Origin of the sequence: Agromyces sp. NPDC058110 (assembly GCF_042884735.1) — a bacterium.
In the GTDB taxonomy this organism is placed as follows: Bacteria; Actinomycetota; Actinomycetes; order Actinomycetales; family Microbacteriaceae; genus Agromyces.
In genome coordinates this window covers 325,623-350,154 of the sequence record NZ_JBHVTI010000001.1, presented here as the reverse complement: position 1 = coordinate 350,154, position 24,532 = coordinate 325,623, and the positions used below count along the sequence as shown (strand labels likewise).

The following is a 24,532-nucleotide window of genomic DNA, read 5'->3' as shown; positions in this document are numbered from 1 at the left end:
GGTATCCTTGTGCACATGGCACGCACCAAGGATTCGTCCACTCCGAAGGAGCCCGGGCGTCTGAAGCAGATGTGGCAGGTCTTCCAGATGACCCGCCGCTACGACCCGAACGCGCAGTGGCTCATGCTGCTGGTGTTCCTCGCCCCCGTGATCGTCGGGCTCGGGCTCGCGCTCTGGCTGAGCGAGGGCAACGGCTTCACGATCGCGCTGTGGATCGTCGCGGGCGTGCTCGCGGGCCTGCTGCTCGCCCTCATCATCCTCGGTCGCCGTGCCGAGCGTGCGGCCTACGCCCAGATCGACGGCCAGCCCGGCGCGGTCGGTGCGGTGCTCCGCAGCGGCCTGCGCGGCGGATGGATCGGCAACGAGATGCCCGTCGCCGTCAACGGCAAGACGCAGGACGCGGTCTACCGCGCCGTCGGCCGCGGCGGCGTCGCCCTCATCAGCGAGGGACCGCAGACCCGGACCCAGCGCATGCTCGACGACGAGAAGCGCAAGGTCGCACGCGTGCTGCCGAACGTGCCCATCACCCTGATCGCCGTCGGCCACGACGAGGGCGAGATCGAGCTGCACCGCCTGCCCGCAGCCCTGCGCAAGATCAAGCGCTCGCTCACGAAGCCCGAGGTGCTCGCGGTCTCGAACCGCCTCACCTCGCTCCAGACGGCGCTGCCGATCCCGAAGGGCATCGACCCCATGAAGGCGCGCCCCCAGCGCGGCAAGATGCGCTGACCCTCGTCTACCTCTGCCTCGACGCGGCATCCGACTCTGTCGGGTGCCGCGTTCGTCGTCGTGGGCGTCCTGCGGGCCGACACGGACGGCGGATGCCGCGGGCGGCCGCGTACCCGCAGCATCCAGGCGCCCGCGGGCTCGGGTCGCGGTCCGGACGACGCCGGGGCCGACCTGCCAGGCCTCAGGCCCGGACCAGCACCGTTCCGGCGACCTTGTCGTGGAAGCCGCGCTGGTCGGAGTCCCACACGAGCGCGGGCACGACGATCGCGAGCAGCAGCGTGCGCACGACTGGGCGCCAGAGGCCGACCCATCCGCCGGCGATCGGGATGATGCGCAGGCCCATCAGTCGGTGCCCGACGCTGCCGCCGATGGTCGGGATGAACACGACCTGCATGAGCACGAAGATGCCGAGCGTGAGCCACGAGTGCAGCAGCGAGCTGTAGGGGGCGAACAGCAGCGCGATCAGGATCGCGACGCCCCAGTCGATGAGGAGCGCGACGATGCGTCGCCCGACGCGACCGACCGAGTTCGGGCCCTCGTCGGGGAGCCCGAGCCGCTCGCCCGGCCACCGGCTGGGTTCGAGTTGGCCGAAGGTCGTGGGCGTCGCGTCAGGCATCCGTCGATTCTACCGAGGCGCACGCTGCGTAACACGTCTGAAACAATGGCGTCATGGCCGGGTAACCACCACTCGGTACGGTCGACTACGGCTGTGCACGTCCGTCCGGCCTCGCCGGTTCAACTCGCCCCCTTGGAGATTCCACCCCATGTTCAGTGATTCCTCTGAAGTGCTCAAGTTCATCAAGGAGACGGATGTCAAGTTCCTCGACATCCGCTTCACCGACCTCCCGGGTGTGCAGCAGCACTTCAACATCCCGGCGTCGACTGTCGACGAGGAGTTCTTCACGGTCGGCCAGCTCTTCGACGGCTCCTCGATTCGCGGCTTCGCGAACATCCACGAGTCCGACATGCAGCTCATCCCCGACGTGACCACCGCGTACATCGATCAGTTCCGCACTGCGCGCACGCTCGTGATGATCTTCGACATCTACAACCCGCGCAACGGCGAGATCTACTCGAAGGACCCGCGTCAGGTCGCCAAGAAGGCCGAGAAGTACCTCGCGTCGACCGGCATCGCCGACACCGCGTTCTTCGCCCCCGAGGCCGAGTTCTACATCTTCGACGACGTGCGCTACGAGATCAACCAGCACTCGAGCTCCTACTCGATCGACTCCGAAGAGGGCGCCTGGAACTCGGGCCGCGTCGAAGAGGGCGGCAACCTCGGCAACAAGACGGCGTACAAGGGCGGCTACTTCCCGGTCTCGCCCGTCGACAAGACGGCCGACCTGCGCGACGACATCACGCTCAACCTCATCGAGGCAGGCTTCGTGCTCGAGCGCTCGCACCACGAGGTGGGCACCGGCGGCCAGCAGGAGATCAACTACCGCTTCGACACCATGGTGCACGCGGCCGACGACATCCTGAAGTTCAAGTACATCGTCAAGAACACGGCCGAGCAGTGGGGCAAGTCCGCCACGTTCATGCCGAAGCCCCTCTTCGGCGACAACGGCTCGGGCATGCACACGCACCAGTCGCTCTGGAGCGACGGCAAGCCGCTCTTCTACGACGAGGCCGGCTACGGCGGCCTGTCCGACATCGCACGCTGGTACATCGGCGGCATCCTCAAGCACGCTCCGGCGCTGCTCGCCTTCACGAACCCGACGGTGAACTCGTACCACCGCCTCGTTCCCGGCTTCGAGGCTCCCGTCAACCTGGTCTACTCGGCCGGCAACCGCTCGGCTGCGATCCGGATCCCGATCACGGGCACGAACCCCAAGGCCAAGCGCATCGAGTTCCGTGCGCCGGATGCCTCGGGCAACCCGTACCTCGCCTTCGCCGCGCAGCTCATGGCCGGCCTCCACGGCATCAAGAACCGCATCGAGCCGCACGAGCCCGTCGACAAGGACCTCTACGAGCTCCCGCCCGAGGAGGCCAAGACGATCCCCCAGGTGCCGGGTTCGCTCGACGCCGTGCTCGACGCGCTCGAGGCCGACCACGACTTCCTCCTCGAGGGCGGCGTGTTCACCAAGGAGCTCATCGAGACCTGGATCGACTACAAGCGCGAGAAGGAGCTGAAGCCGCTGGCTCAGCGTCCCCACCCGTTCGAGTTCGAGCTCTACTACGGCGTCTGATCTCCGCACCCCCCTGCGGACCCCACAGGAACGGCCCGCATCGCTTCGGCGATGCGGGCCGTTCCGCCGTTCGGCGACGGAGGTCGCGGCTTCTACGGCCTCGGTCAGCGGGCCGCCGTGCATCGGGCTCAGCCCGAGGTGGGCTCGCGGCGCTGCTGCTCGAGGCCGTAGAAGCCGCGCTCGAACACAGCGCGCGCCCGACGCGTCACCGCGAGGTAGTCGTGCTCGAGCTGCGTCGCCGATCCGGGCGGGTATCCCATGATCCGGGCGACGCCCTCGAGCTGGGTGCGCTCGACCGGCAGCACGTCGCTCGTGCGCTCGAGCCAGAGCGTCAGGGCGGACCTGGCCCGTGACGCGAGCAGCCATGCGCCGCGCAGGGTCTCGGCGTCGGGCTCGGCCACGAGGCGATGCTCGACCGCGGCGTCGAGTGCGTCGAGCGTCGAGGTCGTGCGCAGGGCCGGTACCGCCGCGGCGTGCTCGAGCTGGAGCAGCTGCACGTACCATTCCACGTCGCTCAGCGAACCGCGGCCGAGCTTCAGGTGTCTCGTGGGATCGGCGCCCTGCGGCAGCCGCTCGTTCTCGACGCGCGCCTTGATGCGCTTGACCTCGCGCACGTCCTGATCCGAGATCTCCGCGGGGTAGCGGACGGTGTCGGCGAGCTCGGCGAAGTCGGCGAGCAGTGCGGGGTCGCCGGCGACGCCTCGCGCGCGGAGCAGCGCCTGCGCCTCCCACGTGAGCGACCACCTCGCGTAGTAGGCGCGGTAGGCGTCGAGCGAGCGGGCGACCACCCCGTTGCGTCCCTCGGGCCGCAGGTCGGCATCGAGCTCGAACGGCAGTCGGGCGTCTTCGCTCAGTCGCACGAGCTCGGCGACGATGCGCAACGCCTGCGAATGCGCGGCGTCGGGCGCAGCATCCGTCGCCCGGTAGACGTAGATGATGTCGGCGTCGCTGCTGATGCCGAGCTCGCGACCGCCGAATCGGCCCATGCCGATCACGGCGAACTCGATGCCGTCGGGAGCGTCACCGCGGATCGCGGCCACGAGCGCGGCGATGTGGTTCTCGGTGAGGTCGCTCAGCGCCCAGCCGAGTTCCTGCACGGTGCAGACGTCGAGGATCGCGGCCAGCGCGAGCCGCAGCACCTCGCGGCGGCGGATCGCGCGGAAGATCTTGGCCGCGGCCTCGGCATCGGTGTGGCGCTGCAGCACGGCGGCAGTCTCCTCGCGGAGCGCGTCGAGCGATCGCGGACGCAGTTCGTCGAGGTCCTCGAGCCACGCCACGGCTTCGGGGCTGCGCTCGAGGAGCTTCGCCGCGTACCGCGAACCCGACAGCACCTTCGTGAGGTTGAGGGCGGCGTCGGATGAATCGCGCAGCAGCCCGAGATACCAGTGCGTGGTGCCGAGCGTGTCGCTCAGGCGGCGGAACGACAGCAGGCCGAAGTCGGGGTCGGTGCCCTCGGAGAACCACGAGATGAGCACGGGCATGAGGTTGCGCTGGATCTGCGCGCGCCGCGACACACCGGAGGTCAGCGCACCGATGTGCGCGAGCGCGCCCTTGGGGTCGCGGAAGCCGATCGCCGCCAGGCGCGCCTCGGCCTGGGCGCTCGTGAGTTCGAGCCCCGAGGCGGGCAGCGCGGCGACCGCCGAGAGGAGCGGGCGGTAGAACAGCCGCTCGTGCAGGCCTCGCACGCGCTGCCTGGTCGCCTGCCAGACCTCGGTCAGGCGATCCGCGTCGGGCGCGATGCCCGAGGCGCGCGCGAGCCGTCGGAGGCCGGCGGGGTCGCGCGGCATGAGGTGCGTGCGACGCAGCCGCTCCATCTGCAGGCGGTGCTCGAGCACCCGCAGCAGTCGGTAGTCGCGCGAGAACTCGGCGGCCTCCTCGCGACCCACGTAGCCGTTGTCGGCCAGCGCCTCGAGCGCGGGGAGCGTGCCCTTCTGGTGGATCGCATCGTCGGATGCGCCGTGCACGAGCTGCAGCAGCTGCACCGTGAACTCGATGTCGCGCAGGCCGCCCGGCCCGAGCTTGAGCTGCACGGCGACCTCGTCGGCCGGGATGTGCTCGGTGACGCGCTCGCGCATGCGCTGCACGGACTCGACGAAGCCGTCGCGACCCGAGCTCGTCCAGACCTTGGGTGCCACGCCCGCCGCATACCGGGCGCCGAGCTCGGCATCGCCTGCGAGGGGCCGTGCCTTCAGCAGCGCCTGGAACTCCCAGCTCTTGGCCCAGCGGTCGTAGTACTGCAGGTGCGAGTCGAGCGTGCGCACGAGCGCGCCGTCTTTTCCCTCGGGCCTGAGGTTCGGATCGACCTCCCAGAGCGGGGGTTCGATGCCCGGCTCGGAGATGATGCGCATCGTCAGCATGGCGAGGCGGGTCGCGATCTCGAGCGCGCGCGGGGTCGAGACGACCTCTTCGTCGACGGACTCCCCCACGAAGATCACGTCGACGTCGCTGACGTAGTTGAGCTCGCGGGCGCCGGCCTTGCCCATGCCGATGATCGCGAGGGCGGAGGCCGCGACCTCGTCGGCCGGGTACATTCCGGGCGCAGCGGGCGCGCCGTCGACCCGCGAGGCGAGCAGCCGCGCCGCCGCCAGCGCCGCATCGAGCGTGGCTCCGGCGAGGTCGGCGAGGCCCGCCGCGACGGTCTCGACGGCATCGACCGCGTCGACCCTGGTGAAGTCGTACACCGCGATGCGCGCGAGGAGGCTCCGGTACCGCACGCGGAGCGCCGAGGTGACGCGATCCTGCGAGCCCGGCGCGGCAGCCCAGGCTCCCTCGACGGTCGCGAGCAGGAGCCCGCGCGCCTCGTCGGCCGACAGCGGCGGGCCCGGGACCTCCTGGAGGAGCGCCATCTCGGACGGATGCCGCAGCAGGAAGTCCGCGAAGCCCCGCGATCCGCCCACGAGCCGGGCGAACCGCTCGGCGGACGCCGCGGGCGCGAGCACCGCGGCGACCTCGTGCGGAGCGCGCGCGTGCAGGCGCTCGGTGGCGACGAGCGCCTCGTCGGGATCGGCCGCGTTGCCAAACGCCACGAGGAGGTGCTCCTCGTCGAGGCCGGTCAGCGTCGCGAGTGACTCCAGCCTGGCTGCAGCAGCGGAGAGGTCGTCGAACCCGGCACGCGCAAGACGACCGAGGGTTGGTGCTTGGCGTGACATCCGGAGCGCGTCAGAGGATCTCGAGGTTGCGCTGCAGCTCGAACGGCGTGACCTGCGAGCGGTAGTCGCGCCACTCGGAGCGCTTGTTCGCGAGCACGTAGTTGAAGACCTGCTCGCCGAGCGTCTCGGCGACCAGCTCGGACTCCTCCATGTACTCGATCGCATGGTCGAGGCTCGCGGGCAGCGGGTTGTACCCGAGCGCACGGCGCTCGCTGTCGGTCAGGGCCCAGACATCGTCTTCGGCCTCGGCCGGCAGCTCGTAGCCCTCCTCGATGCCCTTCATGCCGGCGGCGAGCAGCAGCGAGAACGCGAGGTACGGGTTGGCCGCCGAGTCGATGGCCCGGTACTCGACGCGGGCGCTCTGGCCCTTGTTGGGCTTGTAGAGCGGCACGCGCACGAGCGCCGAACGGTTGTTGTGACCCCAGCAGATGAAGCTGGGCGCCTCGTCGCCGCCCCAGAGGCGCTTGTAGGAGTTCACGAACTGGTTCGTGACCGCGGAGATCTCGTTCGCGTGCCGCAGCAGGCCGGCGATGAAGTGGCGGCCGATCTTCGACAGCTGGTACTGGGAGCCGGCCTCGTAGAAGGCGTTCGCGTCGCCCTCGAACAGCGAGAGGTGCGTGTGCATGCCGCTGCCGGGGAACTGCGAGAACGGCTTCGGCATGAACGTCGCGTAGACGCCCTGCTCGATCGCGACCTCTTTGATCACGGTGCGGAACGTCATGATGTTGTCGGCCGTCGTGAGCGCGTCGGCGTAGCGCAGGTCGATCTCGTTCTGGCCGGGGCCCGCCTCGTGGTGGCTGAACTCGACCGAGATGCCGAGGTCTTCGAGCATGCGCACCGAGCGCCGACGGAAGTCGTGCGCCGTGCCGCCCGGCACGTTGTCGAAGTAGCCGGCCGAGTCGACGGGCTGCGGGCCCTCCGGACCGAACTTCGACGACTTGAGCAGGTAGAACTCGATCTCGGGATGCGTGTAGAACGTGAAGCCCCGATCGGCGGCGCGCGCGAGGGTGCGCTTCAGCACGTTGCGCGGGTCGGCCACGGCCGGCTCGCCGTCGGGCGTCGTGATGTCGCAGAACATGCGAGCGGTGGGGTCGATGTCGCCCCGCCACGGCAGCGTCTGGAAGGTGGTCGGGTCGGGGTAGGCGAGCAGGTCGGACTCGTACGTGCGGCTGAGTCCCTCGATGGCCGAGCCGTCGAAGCCGATGCCCTCGGTGAACGCGCCCTCTACCTCGGCCGGGGCGATCGCCACCGATTTGAGGGTGCCGACGACGTCGGTGAACCAGAGCCTGACGAACTTGACCCCCCGCTCTTCGATCGTCCGAAGAACGAAGTCACGCTGCTTGTCCATCCACACCCTCTCTCGCTCTACTCAGGGTAGCGGTAAGCGAGCGCTCGGCGGGCCGTTCGGCGCGGCACGTGTGCGAGACTTTCGACATGTCAGAGCAGCCTGGAGCCCCTGCCGTCCCCGACCAGCCGAGCGCGGCCGGGCAGGCCGAACCGGTCACCGAGACGACGCCGTACGGCGGTGCCGCCCCCGGCGGGCCCAAGCGGGTGCGCACCCGGCACTTCCAGAACGCCAAGCGCGACGGCATCAAGATCACGGGCCTCACGAGCTACGACCAGCTCACCGCTCGAATCTTCGACGAGGCCGGCATCGACTTCCTGCTCGTCGGCGACTCGTCGGGCAACAACGTGTTCGGCTACGAGACCACGCTGCCCGTCACCGTCGACGAGCTGATCCCGCTCACGCGGGCCGTCGCGGGGGCCGTCAGGCGGGCGTTCGTCATCGCCGACATGCCCTTCGGCTCCTACGAGGTGGGCGCCGAGGAGGCGCTGCACACCGCCATCCGGTTCATGAAGGAGACCGGGGCGCACGCCGTCAAACTCGAGGGCGGCGTCCGCAGCGCCGAGCAGATCCGCAGGGTCGTGCAGGCCGGCATCCCGGTCATGGCGCACATCGGCTACACGCCGCAGAGCGAGCACGGCCTCGGCGGGCACATCATCCAGGGTCGCGGCGAGGGCGTCGCGCAGCTGCTCGCCGACGCCGAGGCGGTGCAGGATGCCGGTGCGTTCGCCGTCGTGCTCGAGATGGTGCCGTCCGATGCGGCACGCCAGGTCACCGAGCGCCTCGACATCCCCACGATCAGCGTGGGAGCCGGCCCGCACACCGACGGGCAGCTGCTGGTGTGGACCGACTGGGCGGGCCTCACGACGGGGCGCGTGCCGAAGTTCGTGCGGCAGTACGCCGACCTCGCGGGCATCCTCGGCAAGGCCGCCGTCGAATGGCGCGACGACGTCGCGAGCGGCGAGTACCCGAGCGCCGAGCACAGCTACGAGTGACGCGGGAGCGCCGCCCCGCCGAGCCCGGCGCGCGGCGACTCAGTCGTCGGCTGCGTCTTCCGCAGCCCACTTCTCGCTGTTCGCGCGGAGCTTCTCGAGCGCGTGCTCGGCCTCTTCGCGCGTGTCGAACGGGCCGGCACGATCGACGGAGGGCGATTGGAAGCCCTGCTCGACGGCGCCCGTCTTGAGGTTGTACCAGAACCGGTGTTCGATGTCCTCGGCCATAGGCTTGATCCTATGCCGAAGGATGCCGCTGGCCACCTGATTCCCGGACGACTCTCGCCGACGCGCCAGGTTCCGTCGACGATCGCCCGCCCCGAGTACGTGGGCCGGGCGGCGCCCGCGCAGAACACCGCGGGAGACCGGTACTCCCCCGACGAGGTCGAGCGCATCCGAGCGGCGGGCCGCATCGCCGCCCGTGCGATCGAGGCCGCCTCGGCCGCGATCCGCCCGGGCGTGACGACCGACGAGCTCGACCGCATCGCGCACGAGTTCGTCGTCTCGCACGGCGCGTACCCGTCGACGCTCGGATACCGCGGCTATCCGAAGTCCTCGTGCACCTCGGTGAACGAGGTCATCTGCCACGGCATCCCCGACGACACCGTGCTCGAAGACGGCGACCTCGTGAACATCGACGTCACCGCGTACCTCGACGGGTACCACGGCGACCTCAACCACACGTTCCTCGTCGGCGATGCGAGCGAGGAGGCGGCGCTGCTCGTCGAGCGCACGCGGGAGGCGCTCGCGCGCGGCATCCGCGCCGTCGCCCCCGGTCGGCAGGTGAACGTCATCGGCCGCGCGATCGAGGCGTACGCCAAGCGCTTCGGCTACGGGGTCGTGCGCGACTACACGGGCCACGGGGTCGGTCGCGCCTTCCACACCGGACTCGTGATCCCCCACTACGACGCGCCGCAGTACGACACGGTCATCGAGCCCGGCATGGTCTTCACCATCGAGCCGATGCTCACGCTCGGCGCGATCGAATGGGACGTGTGGGCCGACGACTGGACGGTCGTCACGCGCGACCGCTCGCTGACGGCGCAGTTCGAGCACACGCTCGTCGTGACCGACCGCGGCGCGGAGATCCTCACCCTCCCCTGAGCGAGCCTCGCGGCCCGCCGCGATAGTGTGGCGGCATGGCGACCAAGCACGCGATCGGGATCGACATCGGCGGAACGGGCATCAAGGGGGCGGTCGTCGATCTCACGACGGGCGCTCTGGTGACGGATCGACGCAAGGTCCTCACTCCCGAAGGGGGCGAGCCCGACGGCATCATCGCCTCGACGACCGAGCTGCTCGAGCAGGTGGGCGCGGACTTCGACCTCGAGGGGCTGCCGCTCGGCGTCTGCTTCCCGGCGATCGTCAAGCGCGGTCGCACCCTCTCCGCGGCGAACGTCTCGAAGAAGTGGATCGGCCTGCCCGCCGAGGAGCTCTTCGAGCAGGCGCTCGGCCGCGACATCCACTTCATCAACGACGCGGATGCCGCGGGCGTGGCCGAGCTGCGGTACGGCGCCGCAGCAGGCGTCGACGGGCTCGTGATCCTCACCACGCTCGGCACCGGCATCGGCTCCGCGCTCATCTACGACGGCGTGCTGATCCCGAACTCCGAGCTCGGACACCTCGAGATCGACTCCGACGACGCCGAGCACCGGGCCGCGTACTCGGCCATGGAGCGCGAGGACCTCGACTGGAAGCACTGGGCGAAGCGCCTGCAGCGCTACTACTCGCACGTGGAGTTCATCTTCTCGCCCGACCTGTTCGTGGTCGGCGGCGGCGTCTCGAAGCACCAGGAGCAGTTCCTGCCGCTGCTCGACCTCAAGACCCCGATCGTGCCGGCCGTGCACCGCAACAACGCGGGCATCATCGGCGCAGCCGCACTCGCACTCGACTGAGTCGCACAGCACGCAGACACGCCCGTCCGCCGGAGGGCGACTCGGGCGGACGGGCGTGTGTGCGTGAGCGGGCCGGCTGATACGCCGGGTTCTGTTCACCGGGCGCTTGCGCGACACCGGCTGGACGACCATCTCTCTCGGAGACACGTTGCCGTGCCCCTCCAGCGGCCTACCCGAACACGGGACGGGCAGCCCCATGGTGTTCTGTCTGGCCTTGCTCCGGACGAGGTTTACCGAGCCGGCCGCGTCGCCGCGGCCGCTGGTGGGCTCTTACCCCACCGTTTCACCCTTACCGAGGGCCGAAGCCCTCGGCGGTCTGCTTTCTGTGGCACTGTCTCGCGGGTTGCCCCGGGTGGGCGTTACCCACCGTCCTGCCCTGCGGAGCCCGGACGTTCCTCGGCATCCGATCGCTCGGATGACGCGGCCGTCTTGCCGACCCGCTCACACGCTCAAGCGTACAGGCCTCAGATGCCCGACTCGTCGGTGCGCACGAGGATGCGGTCGCACTCGGGGCACAGCAGCACCTCGTCGGGCGCGGCGCGGCGCACGGTCTCGAGGTCGGAGCCGGTGAGCGTCATGGTGCAGCCGCCGCAGGTGCGCTGGCGCAGCAGTGAAGCGCCCACGCCCGCACCGCGGGCGCGGCGCTGCTCGTAGAACGCGAGCAGCTCGGCGGGCACCTCGCCGGCGACGACCACGCGGTCGCGCTCGGCGCCGTCGCGCTCGACCACGAGTCCGGCGGATGCCTCGTCGCGCTCGGCCTCGAGGGTCGCCGTCTCGGCCGCGATGCCGGCGCGCTCGCCGTCGATGCCGGCTACGACGCCCTCGGCCGCCTCGACGCGCTCCATGACGAAGAGCTCCTGGTCTTCGAGATCGGAGAGCCGCTTGCGCAGCGACACGAGCTCGGAGTCGAGGGCCGCCACGTCCTTCGTGGAGGACGTGTGCTGCAGGCGGTCGCTGTCGCGCGCGATGCGCGCCTCGACGACCGCGACGTCGGACTCGATGCGCTTGAGCTCGGCACGCGCGTCTTCGAGCGAGCCCTGCGCCTCGGCGCGACGCGAGCGCACCGCGGAGTCGCGGGCCGCGAGTTCGGCGATCGGAGCCGACTGGGGCAGGCTGCCGAGCCGATGCGCGATCTGCGCCAGTCGGGTGTCGACGGCCTGGAGGCGCAGGAGGTGCTGCTGGTCGGCGGGGCTTGCCTTCACGTGGTGCTCCTTGTGGGATTCGCGGTGGGAGTGGTCATCATTGCACGACCTGGAAGTCCCAGGGGTCGGTGCGGAGCTCGCTCACGCGGAGCTCGAGATCGGGGTGGGCGTCTGCCAGTTGGGCGGCCGCGGCATCCAGCCACAGCCATTCGCTCGCCCAGTGCGAGACGTCGAGGAGCGCGGGGCCGCCTCCGAGCCGGGACTGCTCGCGCGATTCGGATGCCGGGTGGTGCCGCAGATCGGCGGTGATGTAGGCGTCGGCGGCGCGCACGGCGGGGTCGCCGAGCAGCGAATCGCCTGCGCCGCCGCAGACGGCGACGGTCTCGACGGGGTCGTCGAAGCCGCCCGCGACGCGGACGCCGGTGGCCGTCGGGGGCAGCACCTCGGCCAGCTGCCGCGCGAGGCTGCCGAGCGTGGTCGGCTGTGCGAGGCGGCCGACGCGCCCGAGCCCGTGGCCTTCAGCGGCACCGGGGCCGGCGCTCGGCACGATGGGGCGCGCGTCGACCAGCCCGATGCGCTGGGCGAGCACCGCGGAGGTGCCGCGCTCGACGACGTCGGCGTTCGTGTGCGCCGCCACGAGCGCGCAGTCGGCCCGGATCAGCCGAGCGAGGATCGACCCCTTGTAGCGGTCCTCGGCGACCGTGGTGACTCCGCGGAGCAGCAGCGGGTGGTGGGCGATGATGAGATCGGCGCCCCACTCCAGCGCCTCGTCGACGGTCTCGCCGACGGCGTCGACCGTGAGGAGCACGCGCTGCACCGTCGCACGAGGATCGCCCGTGACGAGGCCCACCGAGTCCCACGCCTCCGCGCCCGCGGCAGGCCACAGCCGTTCGATCGAGGAGAGGACGTCGGCGAGGGCAGCGGGCACGTGCCAAGCCTACCGTCGCCGTCAGGGCGACGGCCTGCCGGGCCGACACCGCGATGGTGGGCCCTGCCGGGCTCGAACCGACGACATCCACGGTGTAAACGTGGCGCTCTACCAACTGAGCTAAAGGCCCGCCGCGTGAGCGACGCATCCGCCATGCTATCGTGCGTTCCGCAGCGCACCCGACGGATGCCGCGGGTGCCGGATCGCGACTCGTGCGACGCCGTGCGGGCCGGCCGCCTCAGTGGCCGTCCAGCGCCGTGAGCGCCTCGCGGTACTGCTCGAGGCTCCTGGCCTCGCCCGGGCCCGTCGCGAAGCTCGCGCGGATCACGCCGTCGAGGTCGATGACGAAGGTGGCCCTGGCGGCGTACCCGCGCTCGTCGAGGAACGCGTCGTACGCCCGGGCGACCTCGCCGTGCGGCCAGAAGTCCGAGAGCAGCGGGAATCCGTATCCCTGCTCCTCGGCCCAGGCGCGGAGTGCGAACTTCGAGTCGACGGAGACGCCGAGCAGCTGGACGCCGGCGTCGTCGAAGAGCCGGAGATCGTCGCGGAGCGCGCACAGCTCGCCCTCGCAGGTGCGCGAGAACGCGAGCGGGAAGAACACGAGCACGACCGGTCCGGCCGCCAGGCGGTCGGCCAGGCGGACCGTCTGGCCGAGCTGGTCGACCAGCTCGAACCCGGGGGCGCGGGCGCCGGTGGGCAGTGGCATCCGTTCTCTCCTCTGCTTTGTGGAACGCTGAGCGAAGGCACAGCGTACCCGGCCGAAACGTTGTTGGAATGTCACTAGTATGTCCAAGTGTGATCGGTCGAAAACCCGGCCGTTCGTCGTGCGCGCGCAACAGATGCGCCCGGCAGAAACTGCCGTAGAGAAAGGTCGACTGTGACTGTCAACGACCAGGACCCCTACTCCGTCGAGGCCATGGATTCCGACCCCGACGAGACATCCGAGTGGGCCGAATCCCTCGATGCGCTCGTGAGCGAGAAGGGCCATCAGCGCGGTCGCGAGATCATGCTGAGCCTGCTCAAGCGCTCGAAGGAGCTGCACCTGGGCGTGCCGATGGTGCCGACCACCGACTACCTGAACACGATCGCTCCCGAGAACGAGCCCGAGTTCCCCGGCGACGAGGACATCGAGCGCCGCTACCGCGCCTGGCTCCGCTGGAACGCCGCCGTGCTCGTGCACCGCGCGCAGCGGCCCGACATCGCGGTCGGCGGCCACATCTCGACCTACGCGGGCGCCGCGTCGCTCTACGAGGTGGGCCTCAACCACTTCTTCCGCGGCCAGGACCACCCCGGCGGCGGCGACCAGGTCTTCTTCCAGGGCCACGCCTCCCCCGGCATGTACGCCCGCGCGTTCCTCGAGGGCCGCCTGAGCGACGCCGACCTCGACGGCTTCCGCCAGGAGAAGTCGCGTGCGCCCCACGGGCTCTCGTCGTACCCGCACCCGCGCCTCATGCCCGAGTTCTGGCAGTTCCCGACCGTGTCGATGGGCCTCGGCCCGATCAACGCGATCTACCAGGCGCAGCTCAACAAGTACCTCACCAACCGCGGCATCAAGGACGCCTCCGACCAGCAGGTCTGGGCGTTCCTCGGCGACGGCGAGATGGACGAGGTCGAGAGCCGCGGACAGCTGCAGGTCGCCGCGAACGAGGGCCTCGACAACCTCAACTTCGTCATCAACTGCAACCTGCAGCGACTCGACGGCCCGGTGCGCGGCAACGGCAAGATCATCCAGGAGCTCGAGAGCTTCTTCCGAGGCGCCGGCTGGAACGTCATCAAGGTGGTGTGGGGCCGCGAGTGGGACTCGCTGCTCGCCGCCGACCACGACGGCGCCCTGCGCAACCTCATGAACGTCACGCCCGACGGCGACTACCAGACCTACAAGACGGAGTCGGGCGCCTACGTGCGCGAGAACTTCTTCGGCCGCGACCCCCGCGCACTCGAACTCGTCTCGCACCTCAGCGACGACGAGGTCTGGGGCCTCAAGCGCGGCGGCCACGACTACCGCAAGATCTACGCGGCGTTCAAGGCCGCGACCGAGCACAAGGGCCAGCCCACGGTCATCCTCGCGAAGACCATCAAGGGCTACGGCCTCGGCAAGAGCTTCGAGGGCCGCAACGCGACCCACCAGATGAAGAAGCTGACGCTCGACAACCTCAAGGGCTTCCGCGACGAGATGCGCATCCCGATCTCCGACGCGCAGCTCGAGGAGAACCCCTACCTTCCCCCGTACTACCACCCGGGTCAGGGCGACGAGGCGATCCAGTACCTGCAGGAGCGCCGCCGTGCGCTCGGCGGCTACGTGCCCGAGCGCCGCTCGAAGCACGTCGCGGTCTCGCTGCCCGACGACTCGGCCTACGCGATCGCCAAGAAGGGCTCCGGCACGCAGGAGATCGCCACCACGATGGCGTTCGTGCGACTGCTGAAGGACCTGATCCGCTCGAAGGACTTCGGCAACCGCATCGTGCCGATCATCCCCGACGAGGCGCGCACCTTCGGCATCGACGCGTTCTTCCCGACCGCGAAGATCTACAACCCGAACGGCCAGCACTACACGTCGGTCGACCGCGAACTGCTGCTCGCCTACAAGGAGAGCCCCCAGGGCCAGATCGTGCACGTCGGCATCAACGAGGCCGGCGCGTTCGCGGCGTTCACGAACATCGGCACGTCGTACGCGACCCAGGGCGAGCCGCTCATCCCGGTCTACGTCTTCTACTCGATGTTCGGCTTCCAGCGCACGGGCGACGCCATGTGGGCGGCGGGCGACCAGATGGCGCGCGGCTTCATCATCGGCGCGACCGCCGGTCGCACCACGCTCACGGGCGAGGGCCTCCAGCACGCCGACGGGCACTCCCCGCTGCTCGCGTCGACCAACCCGGCCGTGGTCGCCTACGACCCCGCGTACGGCTACGAGATCGGGCACATCATGCGCGCGGGCCTCGAGCGCATGTACGGCGGCCAGCACGAGGACCCGAACGTCATGTACTACCTCACGGTGTACAACGAGCCGATCGTGCAGCCCGCCGAGCCCGAGGGCGTCGACGTCGACGGCATCCTCCGCGGCATCCACAAGGTCGCGGCGGGCAACGGCACCGGCCCGTCGGCGCAGATCCTCGCGTCGGGCGTCGCCGTGCCGTGGGCCCTCGAGGCGCAGCAGCTCCTCGCCGAGGACTGGGGCGTGTCGGCCGACGTCTGGTCGGTCACCAGCTGGAGCGAGCTCCGTCGCGACGGCCTCGCCGCCGACGAGCACAACTTCCTGAACCCCGACGCCGAGGCGCGCGTGCCGTACGTCACGAGCAAGCTGGCCGGCGCGAACGGTCCGTTCGTGGCCGTGTCGGACTACATGCACGCCGTGCCCGACCAGATCCGCGCGTACGTCCCTGGCGACTTCGCGACGCTCGGCGCCGACGACTTCGGCTTCTCCGACACGCGCGCGGCGGCCCGTCGCTTCTTCAAGATCGACGGCCCGTCGGTCGTGGTGCGCGCGCTCGAGCAGCTCGTCGCCCGCGGCGAGATCGACCGCTCGGTGCCGGCGCAGGCCATCGAGAAGTACCGCCTGCACGACGTCAACGCCGGAACCACCGGTTCCGCCGGCGGCGAGAGCTGACCCGGAGGTGGCGAAGCCCCGTACCAAGGCGGAGACCCTCGCATGGTTGCGAACCATCGCGGGTGAGTTGTCGACCCAGACGCTGAAGCGCCTGGAGGACACGCTGCCCTGGTACGGGGACATGCCGCCCAGCCGGCGGTCGGCGGTCGGGCTGGTCGCCCAGGCCGGTATCTCGTCGTTCATCGCCTGGTTCGAGGACCCTCGCTCCACGCCGTGGATCGCCGCCGACGTGTTCGGCGCGGCGCCTCGCGAACTGCTCCGCTCGGTGAGCCTGCAGCAGACGCTGCAGCTCATCCGGGTGACGGTCGAAGTCGTCGAGGACCGCGTGAAGGACGGAGGCGAGCCCCTGCGGGAGGCGATCCTGCTCTACTCGCGGGAGATCGCCTTCGCGGCGGCCGACGTCTACGCCCGCGCCGCGGAGGCCCGCGGCCTCTGGGACGCCAGGCTCGAGGCGCTCGTGGTGGACTCGATCCTCTCCGGCGAGTACGACGACGAGCTGCCGAGCCGCATCGCGGCACTCGGCTGGCACGGCCACGGCGAGGTCGCGGTGCTGGTCGGCACCGCACCGAAGCAGCTCGACGTCGACCACGTGCGCCGGGTCGCCCGGCACATGCAGGCCGACGTGCTCATCGGCGTGCAGGGCAACCGGCTCGTGCTCGTCATCGGGCGGTCCGAGCAGCTCGGGCGCCAGCCCGACGAGGTCGGCACCTCCCCCGCGATGACCTTCATGGAGTTCGCGACGGCACTCGAAGGCCACTTCGGCCCGGGCCACCTCGTGCTGGGCCACGAGGTGCCGAACCTCGTCGACGCGTCGAAGAGCGCGAAGGCGGCACTCGCCGGATTCGCAGTGGCGCGGTCGTGGCGCCACGCCCCGCGCCCGGTGCACGCCGACGACCTGCTGCCCGAGCGGGCGCTCGCGGGCGATCCACTCGCCCGGGCGACCCTCGTGCACCGCATCTATCGGCCGTTGCAGGCGCATTCGACCGAGCTGCTCACCACGCTCTGGAGCTACCTCGACAACGGCCGTTCGCTCGAGGCGACGGCGCGTGAGCTCTTCGTGCACCCGAACACCGTGCGCTACCGCCTGAAGCGCGTCTCCGACGTCATCGGGTGGGACGCCACGGGCGCGCGCGAGGCGCTCATCCTGCAGTCCGCGCTCATCATCGGGTCGATGAGCGACCACGAGAACCCGACACGACGTCGCCCCTGAGCCGCGCCCGCTGTGGGACGCGCACAAGGCTTTTTCCGAGAGCTTGTCGCATCGGCACACACGCCCGCCCCGCCGGCTTGGCAGACTAGGGACGTGATCGTCGTCGTCTGCCCTGGTCAGGGCTCCCAGACCCCCGGATTCCTCGCCCCCTGGCTCGAGGACGCCTCGCGCGCCGAGCAACTCGCCTCCTACTCCGCCGCGGCCGGCGTCGACCTGGCGCTGCACGGCACCGAGAGCGACGCCGACGCCATCCGCGACACCGCGGTGGCCCAGCCCCTCATCGTCGCCGCCGGCCTGCTCACGCTCGACGCCCTGCTCGCCGACGGCCGCCGCGAGAACATCGGCGGCATCGCCGGACACTCGGTCGGCGAGATCACCGCGGCCGCCGGCGCGGGCGTGCTGTCGGCCGACGACGCGATGCGCTTCGTCGGTGAGCGCGGCCGCGCGATGTCGGATGCCGCGGCGCAGACGCCGACCGGCATGAGCGCCGTCCTCGGCGGCGACGAGTCCGCGCTGCTCGCCCGCCTCGCTGAGCTCGGCCTCGAGCCCGCCAACTTCAACGGCGGCGGCCAGATCGTCGTCGCCGGCGCGCTCGACGCGCTCGAAACGCTCAAGGCCGAGCCGCCCGCCGGCTCCCGCGTGATCCCGCTGCAGGTCGCCGGGGCGTTCCACACGCGCTACATGGCTCCGGCCGTCGCGCACCTCGCCGACGTCGCCGCGACCCTGAACCCCGCCGACCCCGCGCAGACCCTGTGGACCAACAACGACGGCCGCGTCGTGGCATCCGGAACCGAGTTCGTCGACCTGCTCGTCGGGCAGGTCTCGTCGCCCGTGCGCTGGGACCTCTGCATGGCCTCGTTCGCCGACGCGGGCGTCACGGGCATCATCGAGGTCGCGCCGGCCGGCGCGCTCGTCGGCCTCGCCAAGCGCGCGCTGAAGGGCGTGCCCACGGTCGCCGTGAAGACCCCCGACGACCTGGCCGCCGCGATCGCGCTCATCGAGCAGGCCGCCTGATTCGCCGCACGGCCGAACGCACCGAGAGAATGTCGAACATGACCAAGCCCACCCTGCAGCAGTCCCACGGCCCCGCCTACACGCGCATCTACGCCGTGGGCGCCGCCCGCGGCGAGAACGCCGTGCCGAACGACGACCTCATCGGCCCGATCGACTCCTCAGACGAGTGGATCCAGCAGCGCACCGGCATCATCACGCGCACGCGCGCCGGCGCCGACGTCTCGGCGCTCGACCTGGCCACCGACGCTGCGCGCGAGGCAATCGAGAAGTCGGGCGTCGCGCCCGAGCTCATCGACCTCGTGATCGTCGCGACCATCTCGAACGTGCAGCAGACGCCGTCGATGGCGGCCGTCGTCGCCGACCGGGTCGGCGCGAACCCCGCAGCGGCCTACGACGCGAACGCCGCCTGCGCGGGCTACGCCTACGCCGTGGCGCAGGCCGACGCGCTCATCCGCACGGGCGTCGCGCACTACGCGCTCGTGATCGGCGCCGAGAAGCTCTCCGACGTCGTCGACCCGACCGACCGCACGATCTCGTTCCTGCTCGGCGACGGCGCAGGCGCCGTGGTCATCGGGCCGAGCGACTTCCCGGGCATCGCCCGGACGGTCTGGGGCTCCGACGGGTCGAAGGCCGGTGCGGTCGGCATGAACTCCACCCTGGTCGACTTCCGCGACGGCTCCGCCGAGTGGCCGACGCTCCGCCAGGAGGGTCAGACCGTGTTCCGCTGGGCCGTCTGGGACATGGCGAAGGTCGCCAAGCAGGCGCTCGACGCCGCGGGCGTTACCAGCGCCGACCTCGCCGCGTTCATCCCCCACCAGGCGAACATGCGCATCATCGACGAGTTCGCCAAGCAGCTGAAGCTGCCCGAGACGGTCGCCATCGCACGCGACATCGCCACGACGGGCAACACGTCCGCGGCATCCATCCCGCTCGCGACGCACCGCCTGCTCGAAGAGCACCCCGAGCTTTCCGGAGGCCTCGCCCTCCAGATCGGCTTCGGCGCCGGCCTCGTGTTCGGCGCCCAAGTGGTGGTTCTGCCCTGAACCGCCGACCCCTGTCCATCTAGACTGACTCTCGGTCAAACGAGACACCCTCAAGGAGAAGAACCATGGCATTGTCCACCGAAGAAGTGCTTGCCGGCCTGGCCGAGCTCATCAACGACGAGACCGGCATCGCGACCGAGACGGTTGAGCTGGACAAGTCGTTCACCGACGACCTCGACATCGACTCGATCTCGATGATGACCATCGTCGTCAACGCCGAAGAGAAGTTCGACGTCAAGATCCCCGACGAAGAGGTCAAGAACCTCAAGCTCGTCGGCGACGCCGTCGACTTCATCGTCAAGGCCTCCGCCTAGTCGATGCGTGGAGCGGGCCGGCGTGCGAACGCCCGGCCCGCTCGACCAGTCTGATCGTTTTCCTCCCCATCGGAGTCACTCTCGTATGACCAAGAAGATCGTGATCACCGGCATCGGTGCGACCTCGCCGCTCGGCGGCACCGCACGTGAAAGCTGGAACGCCCTGCTCGCCGGCGAATCCGGTGCTCGCACGCTCGAGCACGACTGGGTCGCCGAATACGACCTGCCCGTGCACTTCGCCGCCTCGGCGAAGGTCCGCCCCGAAGAGGTGCTCGAGCGCCCCGTCGCCAAGCGCCTCGACCCGTCGAGCCAGTTCGCGCTGATCTCGGCGATGGAGGCGTGGGCCGACGCCGGCGCCCCCGAGGTCGCTCCCGAGCGCCTCGGCGTCGACTACGCGACCGGCATCGGCGGCATCTGGACCCTGCTCGACGCGTGGGACACCCTGCGCGAGCGCGGACCCCGGCGCGTGCTGCCCATGACCGTGCCGATGCTCATGCCGAACGCGGCATCCGCGGCCATCTCGATGCACTTCGAGGCGCGCGCGTTCGCCCGAACGGTCGCCTCGGCCTGCGCGTCGAGCACCGAGTCGCTCGCGAACGCCTACGAGCACCTCCAGCTCGGCCTCGCCGACGTCGTCATCGCCGGCGGCTCCGAGTCGGCGGTGCACCCCATCACGCTCGCGTCGTTCTCCTCGATGCAGGCGCTCTCCAAGCGCAACGACGACCCGGCGCACGCGTCGCGGCCGTACAGCGTCGACCGCGACGGCTTCGTCATGGGCGAGGGCGCGGCCAGCCTGGTCATCGAGACCGAGGAGCACGCCCTCGCGCGCGGCGCCCGCATCTACGCGGAGCTCGCGGGCGGCGCGGTCAGCGCCGACTCGTACCACATCACGGCGAACGACCCCGAGGGCCGCGGCGCGAGCCGTGCCGTGCTCGACGCCCTCGCGCAGGCCGGTGCCACGCCCGACGAGGTCACGCACATCAACGCGCACGCCACGAGCACGCCGGTCGGCGACATCGCCGAGTACACGGCACTGCTCAACGTGTTCGGCGACCGCGTTCACGAGATCCCGGTCTCGGCGACGAAGGCCTCCACGGGTCACCTGCTCGGCGGCACGGGTGCGCTCGAGGCTGTGTTCACGGTGCTCGCCCTCGAGAACCGGGTCGCTCCGCCGACGATCAACCTCACGACGCAGGATCCGGCGATCCCGCTCAAGATCTCGGGCGAACCGCAGCCCCTCGGCGACGGCCCCCAGGTCGCGATCTCGAACTCGTTCGGGTTCGGCGGCCACAACGCGGTCGCGGTCTTCCGCTCGATGTGACGAGCGTGCGGATGCCGCATCCGCACGTGAGCAGGGCCCCGGTGTCTCACGACACCGGGGCCCTGTTCGTCGACGGCCGACGGGTTTCGTCCGTGCGTTCACCGGGAGAGGCTCTCCGACGACCGCGGGACGCCAGCGCGACGGCCGAGGCCTGTTCACGGCATACGGCTCACCCGACCTGGTGCAGCCACACGACGGGGGCGAAGTCGCTCGCGTGGCGGAACGGCTCGAGCTCGTCGTCCCACGCCTGCCCGAGTGCGAGTCGCAGTTCCCGGTGAAGCTCGACGGGGTCGGTTCCGGCCACCTCCATCGCGTACCGGATGCGGTCCTCGCCGACCACGGTGTTGCCCGCGACGTCGGTCTGCGCGAAGAAGACGCCGAGGTCGGGCGTGTGCATCCACCGGGCGCCGTCGGAGCCGGGCGTCGGGTCTTCGCTCACCTCGTAGCGCAACTGCTCCCAGCCGCGCAGGGCGGACGCGATCTTCGCCCCGGTGCCCGCCTCGCCCTCCCAGTGGAACTCGGCGCGCATGAGTCCGCGATAGACGGGCTGATCGGCCCACTCGAAGTTTACGGCGGTGCCGAGGGCGCGACCGGCGGCCCACTCGACATGCGGGCAGAGTGCGCGCGGTGCGGAGTGCACGAACAGCACTCCTTGCGCGGGGCGCACGACCCGCGTCAACGTGTTGGCCATCTCCGTCTCCGTTCTCGAGGTGCGTCTTCCCCTACGACCTCGGGAGCCACGGATGGCAGGTATTCGATTCTCGACGTGACCGTCACGGGCGATTATGCCGCGGATCCGCGCGCCTGACAAGGTTCTCGCCGCGCGCCGTGGCGCTCGCCGTGAGCACGCACCGCAACTGTATGCTCGGTGAAACGTTCCGAGTCCCCGTCTTGCGATCGAACGCCGAAGGAGGCGCCATGGCCGTGCGCGACGCGCTGCTCGCCCTGCTCACCCTCGGCCCGGCCTACGGGTTCGCCCTGCACGGCGGTCTCGCCGAGCGCACCGGCGGTCGCCGGACCGTGAACGTGGGGCAGACGTACGCCACCCTCGACCGGCTCACCAGGCAGGGTCTCGTCGAGCCGGCCGGGACGACCGACGACGGACTCCCCCTGCATCGGCTCACCGACGCCGGGCGACTGGCCGTCGACGCCTGGCTCGACGGCGACGACGCCGCGGGCGCCGACCCGTGGGACGAGACGGTCGACCGGGTGCTCATCGCCGCATCGCTGCCGGAGTTCGACGCCGCATCCGTCATCGCGGCTGAGACGCGACGCTGGCGCGAACGGCGCGAGATCGCCGCCGGGCAGTCGGCGGGCGCGCCGACCGGCGAGGCACCGGCCTCCGCGCGGGCTCCGGGTCGGGCTCCGACCTCGACTCCGGCGCCGGGCGCCGGGCGCGCCACCGGGGTGGGCGACGGCGAGCACCCCGGAGCGACGGCCATGGCGGGACTGGCGCGGCTCGCGGCATCCGCCGACCTCGTGCGCGCCGAGGCCGCACTGACGTGGCTCGACACGGCGGAGCCGCTCGCGCGCGACGGCGCGCTCGTGTTCGAGCCGAGCACGACGCGACCCCGCCGGGGTCGTCGCCCCGGGCGGACTCCCGCGACGCTGCTCGTGGAGACGCCTGCTCAGGCGTCGGCCGACGCGTAGCTCTCGACCACCGCGAGGTCGAGCGGGAACTCCACCGGGAACCCGCCGAACAGCAGGTTGCCCGCCGCGACGGCCGACTCGCGCACCGCTGCGGCGACCGCCTCGGCGTGCTCGACGGGCGTGTGAACGATGATCTCGTCGTGCAGGAAGTAGACGAGATGCGGCGCGCGGTCGAAGACCGGGCCGGATGCCGCGGCACGCCGCATGCCCTCGGGCTCGGTGCGGCCGATCGCGTCGAGCCGCGTGCGCAGGTCGGCCATCCAGCACAGCGCCCACTCGGCCGCGCTGCCCTGCACGACGAAGTTGCGGGTGAACCGCCCCCAGTCGCGCGCGCTCGAACGAGCTCGCCGCTCGTCGGCGGCGGTCGCGTCGGGCTGGCTCGCGCTGGCCTGCGTCGCCCGCCACTCGGAGGGCGGCACCGGCGAGGATCGGCCGAGGAGGGTGGTCACCTGCAGCCCCCGTTCGCCGTCGCGAGCGGCCGCATCGACCAGTCGCATGGCGTGCGGGAAGGCCCGCGCGAGCCGCGGCACGAGGCGTCCGCTGTCGCCGGTGGTCGCGCCGTACATGGCCCCCAGGATCGCGACCTTCGCCTCGTCGCGCGTCGCGACGACGCCGGCGTCGACGAGTCCGCGGTAGAGGTCGCGACCGTGGCCCGCGCGCCGCATGGCCTCGTCGCGCGACATGCCCGTGAGCACGCGCGGTTCGAGCTGAGCGGCGTCGGCGACCACGAGGGTCCATCCGGGGTCGGCGACGACCGCGCTGCGCACGAGCTTGGGCAGCTGCAGCGCCCCGCCGCCCGAGGTCGCCCAGCGCCCCGTCGCCGTGCCGCCCGGCACGTACTCGGGCCGGAACCGGTCGTCGCGCACCCACTCGTCGAGCCACGCCCACCCGTTGGCGCTCAGCAGCCGTGCGAGCTTCTTGTAGGCGATCAACGGCTCGATGGCGGGGTGGTCGTGCTCGCGCAGCTCCCAGCGGGAGGTCGATGCGGTCGGCACCCCCGCGGCCCTGAGCGCGCGGAGGAGGTCGACCTGGGAGTCGAGGTTCAGCCCCGGGGCGCTGAGCTCCGTACGGACCTCGGCGGCGATCTCCTCCATGCGGGCGGGCTTGCGACCCGGCGCCGGGCGCCCGCCGAGGGTCTCCTCGAGCACGGACTCGTGCACACGCCGGCTCCAGGGCAGGCCCGCCGCGCGCATCTCGGCGCCGATGAGGGCACCGGCGGACTCCGCGGCGACGAGCAGGCGCATGGCACCGGGCGCGGTGCTCGCCTCGATGAGCGCGACCTGACGACGGTACTCGTCGGCGACGGATGCAGCAGAGGCGCGCCCGCCACCGGCATCCGCCCGGCCCGCGCCCGACCGGCCCGCCCCTGACCGGCCCGCCCCTGACCGGTCGGCCCCGCCCTGCGACGTGCCTGCGGCCGCACCGCCCTCGGCGTTCGCGGGCCCCGCCGGATCGGGCTGGACCGGTGCGTCGACGCCCTCGAAGCCGTCGAAGCCCTCGAGGTCGAACAGCGTCTCGTGCTTCGGGCCCCCGCCGACGGCCGGCGCGCCGGCCTCGACCGTGGTGGGCCCGGGCGGCAGCCAGGTAGGAGGGCGATGCCGGCCCTCTGCACGGGCGTCGGCCGTCGCCGTGGAGTGGTCGAGGATCGCGCCGCACAGCCGCAGGTCGTGGCAGCGCGCGAGCCGCACGCCGTTCGCGAGCAGCGCCGGGTACCAGCGACGGGTGTCCGACCAGACCCACCTCGGCGCATGCTCGCGTTCGAGCCGTGCGAACTCGGCCGCGGATGCCGCGTGGTCGACCTCGGCGAGCAGCTCGCCGGGACGCTCGGGGTCGGCGAACCCGACACGACCGTCGTCGCCGATGCCCACGGCGATCTGCATGCCGTCCATTGTCGCGCCCGGCACCGACACCCGGGTGCCCGGCCCGCCCGGGCGCAGCCGGTGCCGGTTCCGATGCCGATGCCGGCGCCAGTGCCGTGCCGGTGTCGGTGGGTGCGTGCAGCATCGGTGC

At 71.1% G+C, this 24,532-nt stretch carries 21 protein-coding genes, 1 tRNA gene and 1 other RNA gene; 12 read left to right on the top strand and 11 right to left on the bottom strand.

Translation table 11 applies throughout. From position 1 onward, the window contains the following. Positions 1–15 precede the first annotated feature (15 nt). Positions 16–726, top strand: coding sequence for a DUF4191 domain-containing protein (locus tag ACFVS8_RS01740; protein WP_387056961.1), 711 nt, complete (start codon positions 16–18; stop codon positions 724–726). Between the two features lie 181 nt (positions 727–907). On the opposite strand, the gene ACFVS8_RS01735 is transcribed toward ACFVS8_RS01740, so the two are convergent. Further along, the gene (locus ACFVS8_RS01735) at positions 908–1,342 is read right to left on the bottom strand and encodes an RDD family protein (RefSeq protein ID WP_387056959.1); all 435 of its coding nucleotides are present in this window, start codon (positions 1,340–1,342) and stop codon (positions 908–910) included. Between the two features lie 148 nt (positions 1,343–1,490). On the opposite strand from ACFVS8_RS01735, the gene glnA (ACFVS8_RS01730) reads away from it, so the two are divergent. Then, the gene (glnA, locus tag ACFVS8_RS01730; RefSeq protein ID WP_387056957.1) at positions 1,491–2,915 is read left to right on the top strand and encodes a type I glutamate--ammonia ligase; all 1,425 of its coding nucleotides are present in this window, start codon (positions 1,491–1,493) and stop codon (positions 2,913–2,915) included. Positions 2,916–3,043: 128 nt separating this feature from the next. On the opposite strand, the gene ACFVS8_RS01725 is transcribed toward glnA (ACFVS8_RS01730), so the two are convergent. Then, positions 3,044–6,064, bottom strand: a complete 3,021-nt coding sequence (locus tag ACFVS8_RS01725; protein ID WP_387056955.1) for a bifunctional [glutamine synthetase] adenylyltransferase/[glutamine synthetase]-adenylyl-L-tyrosine phosphorylase — start codon at positions 6,062–6,064, stop codon at positions 3,044–3,046. A gap of 10 nt (positions 6,065–6,074) precedes the next feature. Continuing rightward, a complete protein-coding gene (glnA, locus tag ACFVS8_RS01720; RefSeq protein WP_387056953.1) occupies positions 6,075–7,412 on the bottom strand; it encodes a type I glutamate--ammonia ligase in 1,338 nt (445 codons plus the stop codon). Between the two features lie 86 nt (positions 7,413–7,498). On the opposite strand from glnA (ACFVS8_RS01720), the gene panB reads away from it, so the two are divergent. Beyond that, complete coding sequence (gene panB, locus ACFVS8_RS01715; RefSeq protein WP_387056951.1) at positions 7,499–8,404, top strand: 3-methyl-2-oxobutanoate hydroxymethyltransferase; 906 nt, start codon at positions 7,499–7,501, stop codon at positions 8,402–8,404. A gap of 39 nt (positions 8,405–8,443) precedes the next feature. Here panB and ACFVS8_RS01710 read toward each other — a convergent pair whose 3' ends face one another. Further along, on the bottom strand, positions 8,444–8,629 hold the full coding sequence (locus tag ACFVS8_RS01710; protein ID WP_387056949.1) for an SPOR domain-containing protein: 186 nt from the start codon (positions 8,627–8,629) through the stop codon (positions 8,444–8,446). Between the two features lie 12 nt (positions 8,630–8,641). On the opposite strand from ACFVS8_RS01710, the gene map reads away from it, so the two are divergent. Together map and ppgK are read left to right on the top strand one after the other, a co-directional pair. Further along, positions 8,642–9,505 carry a type I methionyl aminopeptidase gene (map, locus tag ACFVS8_RS01705; protein WP_387056947.1) on the top strand — a complete coding sequence of 288 codons (864 nt, stop codon included), beginning with the start codon at positions 8,642–8,644 and terminating at the stop codon, positions 9,503–9,505. 35 nt (positions 9,506–9,540) lie between these two features. Continuing rightward, positions 9,541–10,296, top strand: a complete 756-nt coding sequence (gene ppgK / locus ACFVS8_RS01700; protein ID WP_387056945.1) for a polyphosphate--glucose phosphotransferase — start codon at positions 9,541–9,543, stop codon at positions 10,294–10,296. Positions 10,297–10,360: 64 nt separating this feature from the next. On the opposite strand, the gene rnpB is transcribed toward ppgK, so the two are convergent. From rnpB to ACFVS8_RS01675, 5 genes are all read right to left on the bottom strand, one after another. After that, an RNA gene (gene rnpB / locus ACFVS8_RS01695) (RNase P RNA component class A) lies at positions 10,361–10,736 on the bottom strand. A gap of 24 nt (positions 10,737–10,760) precedes the next feature. Beyond that, positions 10,761–11,498, bottom strand: coding sequence for a zinc ribbon domain-containing protein (locus tag ACFVS8_RS01690; protein ID WP_387056943.1), 738 nt, complete (start codon positions 11,496–11,498; stop codon positions 10,761–10,763). Positions 11,499–11,535: 37 nt separating this feature from the next. Further along, complete coding sequence (locus tag ACFVS8_RS01685) at positions 11,536–12,366, bottom strand: Nif3-like dinuclear metal center hexameric protein (RefSeq protein WP_387056941.1); 831 nt, start codon at positions 12,364–12,366, stop codon at positions 11,536–11,538. A gap of 54 nt (positions 12,367–12,420) precedes the next feature. Then, a tRNA-Val gene (locus ACFVS8_RS01680) sits at positions 12,421–12,496 on the bottom strand. 108 nt (positions 12,497–12,604) lie between these two features. Then, complete coding sequence (locus tag ACFVS8_RS01675) at positions 12,605–13,072, bottom strand: peroxiredoxin (protein WP_387056939.1); 468 nt, start codon at positions 13,070–13,072, stop codon at positions 12,605–12,607. Between the two features lie 171 nt (positions 13,073–13,243). On the opposite strand from ACFVS8_RS01675, the gene aceE reads away from it, so the two are divergent. The 6 genes from aceE to ACFVS8_RS01645 all read left to right on the top strand — a co-directional run bounded on the left by aceE (position 13,244) and on the right by ACFVS8_RS01645 (position 20,872). Continuing rightward, positions 13,244–15,970: a pyruvate dehydrogenase (acetyl-transferring), homodimeric type gene (aceE, locus tag ACFVS8_RS01670; protein WP_387056937.1), complete on the top strand. Its 2,727-nt coding sequence runs from the start codon at positions 13,244–13,246 to the stop codon at positions 15,968–15,970. Positions 15,971–16,037: 67 nt separating this feature from the next. Then, positions 16,038–17,180 carry a PucR family transcriptional regulator gene (locus ACFVS8_RS01665; protein WP_387056935.1) on the top strand — a complete coding sequence of 381 codons (1,143 nt, stop codon included), beginning with the start codon at positions 16,038–16,040 and terminating at the stop codon, positions 17,178–17,180. 93 nt (positions 17,181–17,273) lie between these two features. Next, complete coding sequence (locus tag ACFVS8_RS01660; protein WP_387056933.1) at positions 17,274–18,194, top strand: ACP S-malonyltransferase; 921 nt, start codon at positions 17,274–17,276, stop codon at positions 18,192–18,194. 38 nt (positions 18,195–18,232) lie between these two features. Continuing rightward, on the top strand, positions 18,233–19,237 hold the full coding sequence (locus tag ACFVS8_RS01655; RefSeq protein WP_387056931.1) for a beta-ketoacyl-ACP synthase III: 1,005 nt from the start codon (positions 18,233–18,235) through the stop codon (positions 19,235–19,237). A gap of 65 nt (positions 19,238–19,302) precedes the next feature. Continuing rightward, positions 19,303–19,551: an acyl carrier protein gene (locus tag ACFVS8_RS01650; RefSeq protein WP_387056929.1), complete on the top strand. Its 249-nt coding sequence runs from the start codon at positions 19,303–19,305 to the stop codon at positions 19,549–19,551. Positions 19,552–19,636: 85 nt separating this feature from the next. Then, a complete protein-coding gene (locus tag ACFVS8_RS01645) occupies positions 19,637–20,872 on the top strand; it encodes a beta-ketoacyl-[acyl-carrier-protein] synthase family protein (RefSeq protein WP_387056927.1) in 1,236 nt (411 codons plus the stop codon). A 169-nt stretch (positions 20,873–21,041) separates the two neighbouring features. Here ACFVS8_RS01645 and ACFVS8_RS01640 read toward each other — a convergent pair whose 3' ends face one another. Continuing rightward, positions 21,042–21,563 carry a DUF3145 domain-containing protein gene (locus ACFVS8_RS01640; protein WP_387056925.1) on the bottom strand — a complete coding sequence of 174 codons (522 nt, stop codon included), beginning with the start codon at positions 21,561–21,563 and terminating at the stop codon, positions 21,042–21,044. Between the two features lie 227 nt (positions 21,564–21,790). Between ACFVS8_RS01640 and ACFVS8_RS01635 the strand changes: the two genes are divergently transcribed. Beyond that, positions 21,791–22,522 carry a PadR family transcriptional regulator gene (locus tag ACFVS8_RS01635; RefSeq protein WP_387056923.1) on the top strand — a complete coding sequence of 244 codons (732 nt, stop codon included), beginning with the start codon at positions 21,791–21,793 and terminating at the stop codon, positions 22,520–22,522. Here ACFVS8_RS01635 and ACFVS8_RS01630 read toward each other — a convergent pair. Further along, on the bottom strand, positions 22,501–24,402 hold the full coding sequence (locus ACFVS8_RS01630; protein WP_387056921.1) for a bifunctional 3'-5' exonuclease/DNA polymerase: 1,902 nt from the start codon (positions 24,400–24,402) through the stop codon (positions 22,501–22,503). The genes ACFVS8_RS01635 and ACFVS8_RS01630 overlap by 22 nt on opposite strands. Positions 24,403–24,532 lie beyond the last annotated feature (130 nt).